At 65.1% G+C, this 14,559-nt stretch carries 15 protein-coding genes and 1 tRNA gene; 10 read left to right on the top strand and 6 right to left on the bottom strand.

What is annotated here, in order from left to right:
* Window positions 1-45: 45 nt before the first annotated feature.
* From ON00_RS01765 to ON00_RS20465, 5 genes are all read right to left on the bottom strand, one after another.
* The gene (locus ON00_RS01765; protein WP_010402787.1) at window positions 46-1,236 is read right to left on the bottom strand and encodes an acetyl-CoA C-acyltransferase; all 1,191 of its coding nucleotides are present in this window, start codon (window positions 1,234-1,236) and stop codon (window positions 46-48) included.
* Window positions 1,237-1,500: 264 nt separating this feature from the next.
* Window positions 1,501-2,754: an ATP-grasp domain-containing protein gene (locus ON00_RS01760; protein WP_050810890.1), complete on the bottom strand. Its 1,254-nt coding sequence runs from the start codon at window positions 2,752-2,754 to the stop codon at window positions 1,501-1,503.
* Between the two features lie 10 nt (window positions 2,755-2,764).
* Window positions 2,765-4,288: a pyridoxal phosphate-dependent decarboxylase family protein gene (locus tag ON00_RS01755; RefSeq protein ID WP_083834046.1), complete on the bottom strand. Its 1,524-nt coding sequence runs from the start codon at window positions 4,286-4,288 to the stop codon at window positions 2,765-2,767.
* A gap of 167 nt (window positions 4,289-4,455) precedes the next feature.
* Window positions 4,456-4,737 (bottom strand): hypothetical protein, encoded by a 282-nt coding sequence (locus ON00_RS01750; RefSeq protein WP_154651258.1) that lies wholly within the window; start codon window positions 4,735-4,737, stop codon window positions 4,456-4,458.
* Window positions 4,712-4,888 carry a hypothetical protein gene (locus ON00_RS20465; RefSeq protein WP_211207099.1) on the bottom strand — a complete coding sequence of 59 codons (177 nt, stop codon included), beginning with the start codon at window positions 4,886-4,888 and terminating at the stop codon, window positions 4,712-4,714. Before ON00_RS20465 ends, ON00_RS01750 begins: the two co-directional genes overlap by 26 nt.
* 257 nt (window positions 4,889-5,145) lie before the next feature.
* Here ON00_RS20465 and ON00_RS01745 point away from each other — a divergent pair, with 257 nt between their 5' ends.
* On the top strand, window positions 5,146-6,027 hold the full coding sequence (locus ON00_RS01745) for a protein-L-isoaspartate(D-aspartate) O-methyltransferase (protein ID WP_010402781.1): 882 nt from the start codon (window positions 5,146-5,148) through the stop codon (window positions 6,025-6,027).
* Between the two features lie 171 nt (window positions 6,028-6,198).
* Here the strand turns inward: ON00_RS01745 and ON00_RS01740 are convergent.
* A tRNA-Ser gene (locus tag ON00_RS01740) sits at window positions 6,199-6,288 on the bottom strand.
* 190 nt (window positions 6,289-6,478) lie between these two features.
* Between ON00_RS01740 and ON00_RS01735 the strand changes: the two genes are divergently transcribed.
* From ON00_RS01735 to ON00_RS01695, 9 genes are read left to right on the top strand one after another with little or no spacing between them, the layout of a single operon-like run.
* Entirely contained in the window at window positions 6,479-7,489 is a 1,011-nt protein-coding gene (locus tag ON00_RS01735; RefSeq protein WP_010402779.1) for a lytic murein transglycosylase, read from the top strand.
* A 1-nt stretch (window position 7,490) separates the two neighbouring features.
* Entirely contained in the window at window positions 7,491-8,372 is an 882-nt protein-coding gene (locus ON00_RS01730; RefSeq protein WP_010402778.1) for an SPOR domain-containing protein, read from the top strand.
* 18 nt (window positions 8,373-8,390) lie between these two features.
* Window positions 8,391-9,563: a D-alanyl-D-alanine carboxypeptidase family protein gene (locus ON00_RS01725; protein WP_010402776.1), complete on the top strand. Its 1,173-nt coding sequence runs from the start codon at window positions 8,391-8,393 to the stop codon at window positions 9,561-9,563.
* A 4-nt stretch (window positions 9,564-9,567) separates the two neighbouring features.
* Entirely contained in the window at window positions 9,568-10,200 is a 633-nt protein-coding gene (gene tmk, locus ON00_RS01720) for a dTMP kinase (protein ID WP_010402774.1), read from the top strand.
* Window positions 10,197-11,174, top strand: a complete 978-nt coding sequence (locus tag ON00_RS01715) for a DNA polymerase III subunit delta' (protein WP_010402772.1) — start codon at window positions 10,197-10,199, stop codon at window positions 11,172-11,174. The genes tmk and ON00_RS01715 overlap by 4 nt, the downstream gene beginning before the upstream one ends.
* Before the next feature lie 50 nt (window positions 11,175-11,224).
* Complete coding sequence (metG, locus tag ON00_RS01710) at window positions 11,225-12,763, top strand: methionine--tRNA ligase (RefSeq protein WP_010402771.1); 1,539 nt, start codon at window positions 11,225-11,227, stop codon at window positions 12,761-12,763.
* Window positions 12,763-13,539, top strand: a complete 777-nt coding sequence (locus ON00_RS01705) for a TatD family hydrolase (protein ID WP_010402770.1) — start codon at window positions 12,763-12,765, stop codon at window positions 13,537-13,539. The genes metG and ON00_RS01705 overlap by 1 nt, the downstream gene beginning before the upstream one ends.
* Window positions 13,536-14,300, top strand: a complete 765-nt coding sequence (locus ON00_RS01700) for an MBL fold metallo-hydrolase (protein WP_010402769.1) — start codon at window positions 13,536-13,538, stop codon at window positions 14,298-14,300. The genes ON00_RS01705 and ON00_RS01700 overlap by 4 nt, the downstream gene beginning before the upstream one ends.
* Window positions 14,297-14,500: a hypothetical protein gene (locus tag ON00_RS01695; protein ID WP_010402768.1), complete on the top strand. Its 204-nt coding sequence runs from the start codon at window positions 14,297-14,299 to the stop codon at window positions 14,498-14,500. Before ON00_RS01700 ends, ON00_RS01695 begins: the two co-directional genes overlap by 4 nt.
* Window positions 14,501-14,559: the final 59 nt, after the last annotated feature.

Raw genomic sequence — 14,559 nt, 5'->3', positions numbered from 1 at the left:
AGGGGAGACTGGCCGCTCCTATGCCGGGATTGCGCTTCGGTCCGATTATTTTTGGATCAGCTCGACGGCAATAGCGGTGGCTTCGCCCCCGCCGATGCACAAGGCCGCGACGCCCTTGTTCAGCCCGCGCCGCTTCAACGCCGCGACCAACGTCGCGATGATGCGCGCGCCGCTGGCACCGATCGGATGGCCAAGCGCGGTGGCGCCGCCATTGACGTTCAGCTTCTCGCGCGGAATGGCCAGTTCGCGCATCGCGATCATCGCCACCGTCGCGAAGGCTTCATTGACCTCGAACAGATCGACATCGTCGACCGACCAGCCCGCACGATCGAGTACCTTGCGAATTGCCGCGACTGGCGCGGTGGTGAACAAGGCGGGCGCATGGGCGTGCGCCGCCGTCGCGACGATGCGCGCTTCTTGCGGCAGCCCATGCTTTTCGGCAACGCTTGCCCGCGTCAGCACCAAAGCGGCCGCACCATCGGAAATCGAGGCGGAGGTGGCCGCAGTGATCGTGCCATCCTTGGCGAAGGCGGGGCGCAGGCCCGGGATTTTCTCCGGCTTGGCCTTGGCCGGCTGCTCGTCTTCGCTGACGACAACATCGCCGCCGCGCGCCTTGACCGTGACCGGCACCACTTCATCGGCAAAGCCGCCACCGGTGATCGCCGCATTGGCGCGGCTCAGGCTTTCAATCGCGAAGGCGTCCTGCTCGGCGCGGGTAAATTGATAGGTGCCCGCCGTGTCCTCGGCAAAGGCCCCCATCGGCTTGCCCTTGTCATAGGCATCTTCCAGACCGTCCATCATCATCGAATCAATGACGACGTCATGGCCGATGCGTGCACCCGAGCGGTGCTTGGCGAGCAGGAAGGGCGCATTGGTCATGCTCTCCATGCCGCCTGCCACGACCACATCGACGGTGCCGGCCATCAGCGCTTCGGTCGCCATGATGGTCGCCTGCATGCCCGAACCGCACATCTTGTTGATCGTGGTCGCTTCCACCGACTGAGGCAGGCCAGCGCCGAGCGCCGCCTGGCGCGCGGGTGCCTGGCCCAGGCCTGCGGGCAAGACGCAGCCCATATAGATGCGGTCGATGCTGTTCGGATCGACCTTCGCGCGTTCAACCGCGGCCTGCACTGCCGTCGCGCCGAGTTCGACGGCGGTGACGCCCGAAAGCGCACCCTGAAAGCCGCCCATTGGCGTACGCGCGTAGCTGGCGATGATGACGGGGTCGTTGGACATCGTTCTTCCTCTCAAGCGTCGGAATGCGCGTGCTAGGAGCATTCCTGGATATCGGACATGGCCTCATAGCGTGTGCTTCGACAGACATCGTGCCAAAAATGCGCGAGCGTGTCGGCCTATGCTAAATGCGGGGGTGCCGAGCGCTATCCGATTGAGAAAGCAGGCCGCGTTACGGCTGGTGTGCGGATGCCGATATTCTCCCGCCCATGGAAGAGGCGACCGTATCGTGACCGAGCGCCGCCAGACCGGTTTTACCGGAACGGCTTATGCGGCGTGTTCATATCCCATTCCATGCACCGATCCGGCATGCGCCACGAAGGCATCGAAGAGCCTCTGCATCGCCACTTTCTTATACGGGAAGGTGGTGCCGTCATCCATGTCGTGCACCAGCATCGCGACATCGACTTCGAAGACCAGCAGCCGTCCATCGGGCAACTCGGCACAGTCGATCCCGAAATAGTCAAGGCCGATCCGGCGCTGGAGCGCAGCGAACGCAGCGGCATGGCGGTGGGCGAAATCGCTGTCGAAATGCTCCATCCACGCCGCTTCAATGGCACGCTTGTCCGCGTCCTCGGCCATGCCGGCGCTCAGATAATGCACGATCCAATGGTCTGAGAGCGCCAGATGGCTGGGATAGGCCTTGCCGCCGATGAACACCACGCGCTGCTTGCTGAACAAGCCGTCTTGTCCGCGATAGTCGATGAAGGGCGCGACGAAGAACTCAGCGCTCTCACTGGTGGCGAGATAAGCCAGCGCGGCGTCGGGCGAGTCCAGGCGATCGAGTCCCCCGCCTGCGTGCGTGCCGAGTGGACGCGCAATGATCGGGAAGGCGAGGCCCGCGACATGGTCGGCAAGTTGGCTCGCTCCCAAACCAACCGATTCGAGCACTGCTCGCTCGACCTGAGTGGTTGGCGGCACGCACAGCGATGCTTCTGACGCCAGTAGCGCGCTGACGCCATCGCGCGTCAGCCCAGCGATCGTGCGGGCGGCGGCGTTCATCACCGGGCCCGTGAGGGTCGGCAACAAGGCCGCCATGCGCGCCAACACCGGGCGATGTTCGGTGGCCTCGCCAATGGCGAGGAGCGCGACGTCATATTCGGGCAGATCGTCCAGATCGGTGGTGTCGCCATCGACATAGCGCAGCCAGAGCACGGCATTGGAACCGTTCAGCAGGAAATCGACCGGCGTGTTGGCCATGAAATCGCCCGGCGTCACAAAGGCCAGCACCCTCAGGCCCGAGCCATCACCATGGACGACGCAATAGTCGCGCTGGATCGCCACCGCCTGGTCGAGCAGCGTGCGCGCTTCCTCCGCGCGGAAATGGCAGTAGAGCATCATCGACAAGTCGATCATCGCCGCCGCGTCGCTTGCATCCGCCGTGATCCGCTCGATCGCAGTCTGCCAAAGCGCGGTCATGTCGCGCCGCTCAAACGCGATTGGCAAAAGCCGATGCATGCCCTGCGTCTCGGTGCGTGGGTTCACCACCGGGCGGCGGGGAAGGGGGATGGTGACGGACATTGATAGATCCTCAGCGCCGGGGCGAATGACGGGCACCAAAACGCAACACGCCCTCGACAAGCGCGTCGAGGTCGTCGGCGGTGGTGCGGTGATTGACGAAGGCGGCGCGGATCGCTGGCCGACCCTTGATCAGCGTGAGCGAGGGCGCGACCCGACCGGCCGCGTGCAGATCCTCGACGATCGCGCGGTTGATCACGCCGTCTCCGCCAACGCCGCCGGGCGCGTAGCCGAAGCAAACGATGTTGAGCGCGACGGGCGCAAGGAGTTCGAGGTCGGGCTCAACCGCGATCCGTTCGGCCAACCCTCGTGCGATCCGGCAGTTTTCGGCGATCGAGGCACCCAATGCCTCGGTGCCATAGGTTTTGAGCGTGAACCAGGTCTTGAGCGCGCGGAAGCTGCGCGAGAGATCGGGGCCGATATCGCAGGGCCAGTCCCCGCCCGCTGCCAGGCCGGTCTCGGCGCGGGTTAAATAGGCGGCTGGCGACGCGAAAGTGTCTTTCAGCCATCCGCCTTCGCGGACAAGCAGGAAGCCGGCATCGTACGGGACATGGCCCCATTTGTGGAAATCGAACGCCACGCTATCGGCGCGTTCGATCCCCCGCAGCAGCGGCGCGATTTCTGGCGACAGCATGCCAAGCGCGCCGAGCGCGCCATCGATATGGAAGTGCAGACCTTCTTCGCTGGCAAGGTCCGCCAGCGCATCCAAGTCGTCGATCGCGCCGCTATTCACCGTACCGGCGGTGCCGATCAGCAGGAACGGCGTCAGCCCGGCGGCGCGATCGGCCCGGATGAACGCACGCAGCGCGGCCACATCGATCCGCCCTGCATCATCGGTGGCGACGCGGGTGAGCGCGTCGGAGCCAAGCCCCGCCATTTCCAGCGCGCGGGGAACGCAGCCGTGAACTTCGTTCGAAGCATAAGCGACCAGGCGCGCTGCCTTGGCCACGCCGCTCTGTCGCACCGCCATGCCGCATGTCCGCGTGCGCGCGACCAGCAGCGCGACGAAATTGGCTTGCGACGTTCCGGTCAGGAACAGGCCATCGGCTCCCTCCGGAAAGGCGAAGATCTCGCGCACCCAGTCGCGGATCTGCCGCTCGATCAGGATCGGCATATGGTCGCGTCCGCCCAGATTGGCGTTGAGGCCGCCGCTCAGCATTTCGGCCAGCATGCCAACCGGGGTTCCAGCGCCCTGCACCCATCCCATGAAACCGGAATGCAGATTGCCGCCTGCATAAGGGAGGATCGCCTCCATGAAGGTTGCGTGCACGCTCGAAAGATCGGTGGGGGCTACCGGCAGTGCTTCGCGCGCCACCGCGCGGACGTGCGCGGGGGCCGGTCGCCACACCGGTTCGCCCGAGAGCCCTTCGAGATGATCGATCATGTCATCGAGCATCTGGTGCCCCTGCGCGCGCAGGCTCGACCATTCTGCCGGATCGAGCGATGTCGGCGCGCGGCGTGGCGCGCGCACAGTTTCGAAGCCGGGGCTCGCCGACTCCCCACAATCGGACGCGACCGGAACGGCGGGATCGAACATCACCACAGCGTCGCATCTGCTGCGCCAAGGCGCGCAGCGGCGTAAGGGGACGCGGCGTCCGGGCCCGACCTTCCACAGCCGCGCCGCCAAGGCATGGTGTGCAAGATCAGCACGGCATGGTCCGGATCAGCCCTTTGCCCGTTCGGGAAAGGCGTTTGACCTCGCGATCACGCGAGAACATTGATGTCGGTCTGGCTCGATCCGTAAGCGGCGGCGGGGATGGGCTTTGGCGGTGGCGGCGCATTCGGATCGGCCGAGATGCTGGCCTGGGCGTCACGCGCTTGCTGCAACGCCTCCGCAGCTTTCTGGATTGCCGCCGTGTCGCCATTTTGTAGCGCGGTTCCCAGCGCGGCGAGCGGGCTTTTGGCGGGGGGCGTCCGGTTGGCGGTCATCCGCGCATACGCCGTTTTGGCCGCCGTTACGTCACCCGATTGGGCGGCGGTCATCATTTTCAGATAATCCTGCCTGCGTTGTCGCAATGCCGCCATTTGGTTGCTCGACGCGGTCGACGAGGTCGGCGATGCCGACGATATCGCGCTTACGCCCGTGCAGGTGCCCATGATGCCAGACTTCCCGTTGCCAGTGCTTCGCCTTCCCCATCTCCATTCTAGGAAGCAATTTGGCGGTAACGCGAAACCTGCGGAAATTTTGATCGTTACGCCTGCGCTAACCGAACAAGATACTGAATTTCAGGGATATTTATCCGCCTTCAAGGCCGTGCCGTTGGTTTGGCCGCTGCCCCAGCGTCGGCATGGCGTGCAAGGAGAGGCATGCCGCCACGCAGATCCGCCCCCCGCCGACATCCTTGGCGGATCCCAACTTGCCGAGCACCATAAAACGTGGGACCCGCCCCACAGATGGCCATCCGCCCCTTACCGTGTGTGCGTATCCCTTCGTTCCTGGTCATGCTCGGCGCGCTTCTGGTGGTCGCGTGCGTTCACCGGAAAACGCAGCCTGAGCCGGTCGACATCCTGACTGTGTTGGCTAAGCGGCTGCCGGGCGGAAGCCCATCCGCCCAGCGCAAGGCGATGGTTGATACCATCCGTGCCGAGCTACGCGCCCTTGCTCCAAAGGCGGACACCCCTGCGTTTGAGACGGCTCTAAGCATCGTTAGCGTAATTCCGCGTGAAGAGTTCGTGCGCGAAGACCGTCGCAGCGCCGCCTATGTCGACCTTCCGCAGGACATCGGTTACGGTCAGACGATCTCCGATCCGTATGTCGTCGCGATCATGACGGCAGCGCTAGACTTGCCCACGGGTGCCAACGTGCTGGATGTAGGGACTGGGTCGGGGTATCAGGCGGCGGTTCTGGCACGAATTGCTAAACGTGTCTCATCGATCGAGATCGTTCCGCCTTTGGCGACATCCGCGTCGGAGCGGCTCCGCCGACTTGGCTTTGCCAATGTCGAGGTTCGCACCGGCGACGGTTTTCTTGGCTGGCCGGAGTTCGCACCGTTCGACGGCATCATCGTCGCCGCGAGCGCGTCAGAGGTTCCGGCCCCGTTGCTTGCCCAGCTCAAACCCGGCGGCAAACTTGTAATGCCGATCGGTCTAAGTGATAGCAGCACGCAATTATTACGCTTTACAAAAAATGCCGACGGAAGCGTCGCGCGCTGTTCCTTAGGGGCAGCTCTCTTTGTTCCGCTGACTGGCGCGCGCGCGCGACCGTTCGCGCGTTACGGCCTGTTTGACCGATCGATCCCACTCTGTTTCGGCGCGCCGATCGTGGGGATACTCTGAAGCTACAAATCGCGCGGACGCTGCTTTGGATTGCCTATGCCCCAGATTCTCGCTGCTTTTCGGTACTTAACCCCCGACAGACAGAACTGACTCTTTTTGGAGGTAAGCAAAGCAAGTCCCTGCCAAATGGACAATCAAGAGGATCGAATAAGACAATCCGGCACAACGCCGTGGCGGAAGAGGTGGGATTCGAACCCACGGAGAGCTTGCACCCTCGCCGGTTTTCAAGACCGGTTCCTTAAACCACTCGGACACTCTTCCCATCGGCTCAGCAACATCGGGCAGCCGACTCTAACGCGGCCAGCCGTGCAGCGGTGCCCCGCTTAGCGGCCACGGGACGAGATGTGCAAGGTTTGTGGTCAGCGTCCGGCCTTTTGGGGTTCATGTGGACAAGCCGGTGTGCCAAGGTCGGACGATGCGAGGAACCAGTATTTTAGGGCGTCCCATTGGCATGGCGTTGGCCGTCCTGGCGGCGTGCTTTGCGATGATCGGGCCGGCGGCGGCGCAGGATGAGGCCGGGTTTCAGGCCTATTTACAGACGCTCCGCGCGCAGGCCGCAGCGCGCGGCGTGAGCCGGGCGACGCTGGATGCGGTGATGCCGACGCTGACGCTCAACCAGCGCGTGATCGATCTGGATCGGGCGCAGCCGGGGGCCAATCCGAATGCCGGGGTTCCCAATTTCGCGCCGTATCAGGCGCAGCACCTTACCGCTGCGCTGATCGCCAACGGTCGCAACGCCTATCAAGCCGAGCGGTCGCGCCTGCAACGGATCGAGCAGCAGATCGGCGTTCCCGAATCGATCATGGTCGCGATCTGGGGCCATGAGACGAGCTATGGTCGGGTGATGGGCGGCTTCGATCTCCCACGCGCGCTGGCGACGCTCGCTTATGAGGGGCGGCGGCGCGAGCTGTTCGCAGACGAGTTCATCGCCGCGCTGCAAATGATGGATCGCGGCGTGTCGCGCGCGCAACTCGTCGGCAGTTGGGCGGGGGCAACGGGTGGGCCGCAATTTCTGCCCTCAGTCTATCTGCGGCTCGCCCGCGACGGCGACGGCGACGGCCGGGTGGACATTTGGGCGAGCCGGGCCGACACGCTCGCCTCCATCGGCAATTATTTCGCGAATGCCGGGTGGCGACCCGGCCAACCGTGGGGCCTCGCAGTCTCCGTACCGGCGACGTTCGACCGCAGCCAGGTGACCAACCGCTTGCTGTCGCCGCGCTGTCTCAAGGTGTTCGCGCGGCACAGCGCGTGGAAAACCATGGCCGAATGGCGCAGGCTGGGGCTCGTCCCGCTGACGCGCGACTGGCCGGGCGATTCGGTGCTGGCGACGTTGCTGGAGCCCGATGGCCCCGGACGCACGGCCTATTTGCTGACGGGCAATTACCGCGTGATCCTCGATTATAATTGCTCCAATTTCTATGCCTTGTCGGTCGGCCTGCTCGCCGATGCCGTGGAGCGCTGAGATGAGCCTGCTGGTGGCGCTGGTGCTGGCAAGCGGCGGCGGTCAGGCGATGCCGCCGCGTCAGCAACGCGGTACGCCCAAGATCCACGAGGTCTCCTCGCCTCCCGCGATCGCCGCCGCCAGCGATTTGCCGCCGGGCGACGGGCCGCGCGGCACCTCGGGCGAAGTGCGGGACGATAGCGTCGGTTTTGCGGCGGTTTCATCGCTGTCGCTCGATCCGCAGTGGAGCGCGGTGACGATGACGGTCGCGCATCCGAATGTCCCGCCGGGCACACCGGTCGAGATCACCGCGCTCGACACTGGCCGCACGATCCTGGCGCTAGTGGTCGCGCGCGAGACCAGCGGGGCGGTGGTCTCGCTGTCGCCAGCGACCGCCCAGGCATTGGGGGTTGGCGACCGGGCACCGGTGCGGGTGCGGGCGGTGGTGGCCGGCCCACAGGATCAGACGGCATTGCGCGCGGGGCAGGCGGCCTCTGCGCGGCTGGATGCGCCGCCGGCTTTGCTCACGGCGCTGCGTCGCAAAGTCCCGATGCAGCAAGTGGCCCCAGCGGTGCCGCGTGCGGCCCCCGCCAAAGCACCGATACCCAGAGCACCGATACCCAAAGCGCCAGCGCCCAAGCCGCTCGCCAAGCCAAAGCCGTCACTGGTTCCATCGCCACCGGTTCCGCCGACGGCTGGCGGTTTTGTCGTGCAGGTCGCCGCTTTATCGTCGGCGGAGCGCGCCGCTGCGATGGCGCACGCCCTGGGCGGCCATGTTGTTCCGCTCGGACGCCTTTTTCGCGTGCAATTGGGCCCCTTTGGCGACAAAGCCAGCGCACAGCGCGCGCGTGACGGGGCCGCCCGGCACGGTTATGGTGACGCGCAAATCCTCCACACCGACTAAAAAACGAGACCGGACCTGATGCTTTCCCGCCAAAAACTGATCGCCGCCTCAGCCCTCATCGCCGTCGCCGCGACCTGTCCGGCCGTGGCCGCACCCGAGTTCCAGACGCCGGCGCCGGTCGCCTATTTGCAGGATCTGTCCTCCGGCGCGATCCTGTATTCGAAGGATGCCGACCGCCGAATGCCGCCCGCGTCGATGGCCAAGATGATGACGGTCTATGTCGCGTTTCAGATGATCAAATCGGGCGAGTTGAAGCTCGACACAAAATTCCCGGTGCGCCCCGAAACGTGGCGCGCATGGCATTCGCAAGGCTCGACCATGTTCCTGTCCTCGGGCGAGAATGTCAGCGTCGAGGATCTGCTCAAGGGCATCGTCACGCTGTCGGGCAACGATGCGTGCGTCGTGCTGGCCGAGGGGATTTCGGGCACCGAATCGGCCTTTACCGAGCGGATGAACCGCGCGGCGGCGAAGCTCGGCCTCAGCAACAGCCATTTCGGCACGGCCAATGGCTGGCCCGACAATGGCGTGACGTATGTGACCGCGCGCGATCTCGCCAAGCTGGCGAGCGCGACGATCCAGGATTATCCCGATCTCTACAAGCGCTTCTACTCGCTGCGCAGCTTCACCTGGGGCAAGACGCTCGGTGGGGAAAAGCCAATCGACCAGGCCAATCGCGACCCGTTGCTGGGCCGGGTGAGCGGTGCCGACGGGCTCAAGACCGGGCACACCGATGAAGCCGGTTTCGGCTTCACCGGGTCGGCGCAGCAAAATGGCCGTCGGCTGGTGATGGTGCTGGCGGGTCTTGGCACGTCGGGCCAGCGCGCCGAGGAATCGGTCAAGTTCATGGAATGGGGTTTTCGCGCGTGGCAGGCCAAGCCGATCCTCGCCAAGGGCAAGCAGATCGAAACCGCCGAGGTGCAACTCGGCACCTCCAACAAGGTCGGGCTCGTCGCGCCGAGCGATCTCTCCGCGACCGTACCTGCGGGCACCGCAGGCGAAATGCGCCTGACGGTCAGCTATGACGGCCCGATCAAGGCCCCGATCAAGGCCGGGCAGCATATTGCCGATCTGGTGGTGGTAACGCCGGGGATGCCGGCCGAGCGGCTGCCGCTGGTCGCCGCCAATGATGTGCCGCAGGCTGGCTTTTTCGGGCGTGCCTGGGCTGGCTTGCTGAGCCTGTTCGGCGCGTGAGCCGATGACGGCGATCGGGCGCTTCATCTCGCTGGAAGGGGGCGAGGGGGCGGGCAAATCGACCCAGGCGCGCTTGCTTGCCGATGCGCTGGCGATGCGCGGGATCGAAACACTGGTCACGCGCGAACCCGGTGGCAGTGAGGGTGCGGAGGCGATCCGCGCCTTGCTGATGCAGGGCGAGGTCGCGCGGTGGAGCCCGCATAGCGAAGCCTTGTTGTTCGCCGCCGCCCGCGCTGACCATGTTGAAAAGACGATCCGCCCGGCACTAGGGGCTGGACGCTGGGTGATTTGCGACCGCTTTCTCGACAGCAGCCGTGCCTATCAGGGCGTAGCGGGCGGGATCGACGACGCTGCCGTGCTGGCGCTGCATGCCTTTGGTTCACGCGGGTTGCTGCCGGACCGGACGCTTGTGCTGGAACTATCGCCCGAGCTTGGACGCAGACGCGCGGCGGTCCGTGACGGCGCTGCAGCGGATCGGTTCGCGGCGCGCGGCGATACGTTCCATGCCGATGTCGCGGCCGCTTTTCGCCGGTTTGCGAAGCAGGAACCTGAGCGCTTCCGCCTGGTCGGGGCGACTGCCGGGATCGACGATGTCGCGGACGCGGTGTTTGCCGCAGTGGCCGACCTGCTGCCATGACGCTGCCGCTCGGAAATGATGCCGCGCACCAGGCCTTCGCCGCCGCAATGGCGAGCGGATCGCTGCATCATGCGTGGCTGTTCGCGGGCCCGGAAGGCATCGGCAAGGCGACCTTCGCGCGCGCCGCAGCGCTGCGGATGCTGGCCGAAGGGGCGGGGGGCGACCTGCCGCCGGGCTTCGACGTGCCCGAGAGCAACCCGCAACGCAAATTGATCGCGGCGGGATCGCACCCCGATTACCGGGTGCTCACGCGCCAGCCGAAGGAAGGCGACAAGACCGGACTCGATCTCGCGCGCAGCATCCCGATCGCGCAGGTGCGCGCGCTTGGGCCGATGTTTGCGACGCGCCCGTCGATGTCGAGCAGGCGGGTCGTCATCATCGATGCGGTCGACGATCTGGAACGGCCGGGGGCCTCCAACGCCTTGCTCAAGAATTTGGAGGAGCCGCCCGAGGGCACGATCTTCCTGCTCATCAGCCATGCGCCAGGACGTTTGCTGCCGACGATCCGGTCCCGTTGTCGGCAATTGCGTTTCGATCCGCTCGATGATGCCACCATGACGTCCGTGCTGCGCGAACAGCTTCCTTCTGCGGACCCGGCGGAAGTGGCTGCATTGATCCGCGTCGCGCATGGATCGCCGGGTCGCGCGCTCGGTTTCGCCGGATTGGACCTTGCCGCGATCGACCAGGCGCTGGCGGCGATCGCGCGGGATGGCGATCCCGGCAATGGTCGCCGCGTCCGGCTGGCCAAGTCGCTGGCGCTGAAGGCCGCGCAGGCGCGCTACGAGGCGTTCCTTGACCGTGCCCCCGCCTTTATCGCGGGCGTGGCCCCGGAGCGGCAGGGCGAACGCCTGCGCATCGCGCTCGACGGGTATGACGCCGCGCGCACGCTCGCTGCGACCGCGCGCGCGCTGACGCTCGATGCGCAGGCGACCGTGTATGAGATGGCGGGGATCGTCGCGCGGCTTGCGCGCTGAAAGCGGCGCCAAGGCTTCAATTGCGGCGACCGATGCTCTAGGAGGCGGCCATGGCCGACCCTTATTATATCACCACCGCAATCAGCTATCCCAATGGACGCCCGCATATCGGGCATGCCTATGAGGCGATCGCGACCGATGCGATCGCGCGCTATCAACGCCAATTGGGCCGCGAAGTCCGCTTCCAGACCGGGACCGACGAACATGGCCTGAAAATGGTCCAGGAAGCGCGCAAGCGCGACTTGACCCCGCGCGCGCTGGCCGATGAAATGAGCGGCTATTTCAAGGCAATGGCCGAGAAACTGGAGATTTCGTGCGATCGCTTCATTCGCACCAGCGACGCCGATCATTACCGCGCCAGCCAGGCGATCTGGCAAGCGATGGAAGCCGCGGGCGACCTGTATCTCGATCGCTATGAAGGCTGGTATTCGGTTCGCGACGAAGCCTTTTACGACGAAAAGGAGCTGGTCGAAGGCGAGGGCGGTGCCAAGCTTTCGCCGCAGGGCACGCCGGTCGAATGGACCGCCGAGGAGACCTGGTTCTTCCGCCTCTCCAAATATCAGCAGCCCTTGCTCGACCTGTACGCCGCGCAACCCGATTTCATCCTGCCCGAGGCGCGCCGCAATGAGATTTTGCGCTTCGTCGAGGGCGGCCTGTCCGACCTCTCGGTGTCGCGCACCAGCTTTGACTGGGGCGTGCCGGTACCAGGCAGCCCGGGCCATGTCATGTATGTGTGGGTCGATGCGCTGACCAATTATCTGACCGGCGTCGGCTATCCCGACGATGTCGAACTGTACGAAACCTTCTGGCCTGCGCATCTGCATGTGATCGGCAAGGATATCGTTCGTTTTCATGCGGTTTACTGGCCAGCCTTCCTGATGAGTGCGAACATTCCGCTGCCGCGCGCCGTGTTCGGCCATGGCTTTTTGCTCAACCGCGGTGAGAAGATGTCGAAGTCGGTGGGCAACGTCACCGACCCGATGGAACTGGCCGATCGCTTCGGTGTCGATGCGCTGCGCTATTTCCTGCTGCGCGAAGTCAGCTTCGGGCAGGATGGGAGTTACTCGGAAGAAGCGATCGTAACACGTTGTAATGCAGACCTTGCCAACAACCTCGGCAATCTCGCTCAACGCTGCCTGTCGATCATCGCCAAGGCATGCGGTGGCGTAGTGCCGGAGGCCGGGGACCGCACCGAGGCCGAAGACGCGCTGCTCGCCAGCGTCGCTGCGGCCGAGGCCGGAATGCACGATGCGATGGGCGATCTCGCGTTGCACACCGCGCTCGACGCGATCTGGTCGGCAGCGCGCGATGCCAACCAATATTTCGCCGATCAGGCCCCATGGAGCGTGCGCAAGACCGATCCCGCACGCGCCGACACCATCCTCTATCATGCCGCCGATGCGGTGCGGCGGATCGCGATTCTGGCGCGCTGGGCGATCCCCAATGGGGCGGACAAACTGCTCGATCTGCTGGGGCAGCACGGCGATGCGCGCTGCTTCGAAGCGCTGGGCCACCCGCTGGCACCGGGCCTGACGCTGCCGGCACCGGTCGGCGTGTTCCCACGGCTCGAAGCGCCGGTCGAAGCCTGATGTTCGCCGACAGCCATTGCCACCTCAATTATAAGGGGCTGGGCGAGCAGCAGGACGCGGTTCTCGCCCGTGCCCGCGCGCGCGGCGTCCATGCCATGCTCAACATCGCGACGCGCGAAAGCGAGTGGGATGCTGTGCTCGCCACCGCTGAGCGCGAGCCCGATGTCTGGGCGACCGTCGGCATCCACCCCAATGAAGCCGATGAGCATCCCGATATCGGCACCGCGCGGCTGGTGGAACGCGCGCAGCATCCGCGCGTCGTCGGAATCGGCGAAAGTGGGCTCGATTATTTCTACGAACATAGCGACCGTGAGCGCCAGCGCGCGAGCTTTCGCGCGCACATTGCCGCCGCGCGCGAAACGCAACTGCCGATCGTGGTGCACACGCGCGATGCCGAGGACGATACCGCCGCGATCCTGCGCGAGGAAATGGGGAAGGGGGCCTATCCCGGCGTCATCCATTGCTTCACCGCGAGCGGGGCGTTTGCCGATATCGCGCTGGAGCTTGGTTTCTATATCTCGATCTCGGGCATCGTGACCTTCAAGAACGCCAAGGATCTGCAGGACACCGCCGCGCGGCTGCCGCTCGACCGGCTGCTGATCGAAACCGATGCACCGTTCCTGGCACCGGTGCCGCATCGCGGGAAAACGGGTGAGCCGGCCTTCGTGGCCGATACCGCCGCGTTCCTGGCGAAGCTCCGCGGCGAGCCGCTGGAAACGCTGGCAGCGGCGACGGCGGAGAACTTTCACGCACTGTTTACCAAGACGCGCGCATGAAGGTGCGGATCCTGGGATCGGGCACCTCGTCCGGTGTGCCGCGGATCGGCAATGATTGGGGCGCGTGCGACCCGAGCAACCCGCGCAATCGGCGGATGCGCGCGTCGATCCTGGTCGAGACGCAGACGACGCGCATTCTGGTCGATACCGGCCCGGATATGCGTGAGCAGTTGCTGGCGGCGGGTGTGTCGACGCTGGATGCGGTGATCTGGACGCATGATCATGCCGATCACACGCATGGCATCGATGATTTGCGCCAGGTGTTTCATGCGATGGGGCGGCCGGTGCGCGGGCTGGCGCGGCCCGATCTGATGGAGACGTTGAAGCGGCGTTTCGGCTATGTTTTCCATGGCTGGGATGATTATCCGCCGACCGTCGCGATCGAGGCGCTGCCCGACAGCGTCGTCATCGGCGACATCACGGTTGGCGTGGTCGATCAGCCGCACGGGCCGTTCCAATCGGCCGGCTTGCGCTTTGACAGCATCGCTGGATCGATTGGATATGCGACCGATCTCAGTGCGATGACGCCGGATATGGCGAGCCTATATGAAGGTCTCGACCTGTGGATCGTCGATGCGCTGCGCCGCAAGCCGCATCCGTCGCACCCGACGTTGAACATGGCGCTGGGCTGGATCGAGATGCTGAAGCCGCGTCATGCGGTGCTGGCGCATATGGACCAGTCGATGGATTATGCGAGCCTGCTGGCCGAACTGCCGCCGGGCGTCGAGCCGGCCTATGACGGGCTGGAACTGCACGTATGACCGACACCAGCATGGATCTGGTGTTTTACGCGCTGGTCCTGATCCTGCCGGTCAGCGCGCTCGCGGCGCGCCGTTTGCCGCTGGGCGATACGATCAAGATGGCGCTGGCCTGGGTGGCGATCTTCGGCGTGCTGTTCGTGCTGGTGGTGCTGTGGCAGGGCGCTTTCGGGGCTGGATCGGTGTTGGGGGGCTTGCTCTGATGAAATGGCTCCCATTTAACATAATGTATATTATCGGATTGATGGCGATGGGCAGCGGG

The organism is Sphingomonas echinoides ATCC 14820, assembly GCF_000241465.1.
GTDB classification, from domain to species: domain Bacteria; phylum Pseudomonadota; class Alphaproteobacteria; order Sphingomonadales; family Sphingomonadaceae; genus Sphingomonas; species Sphingomonas echinoides.
The sequence above is the reverse complement of the archived record's forward strand: the minus strand, read 5'-3'. Positions and strand labels throughout refer to the sequence as shown.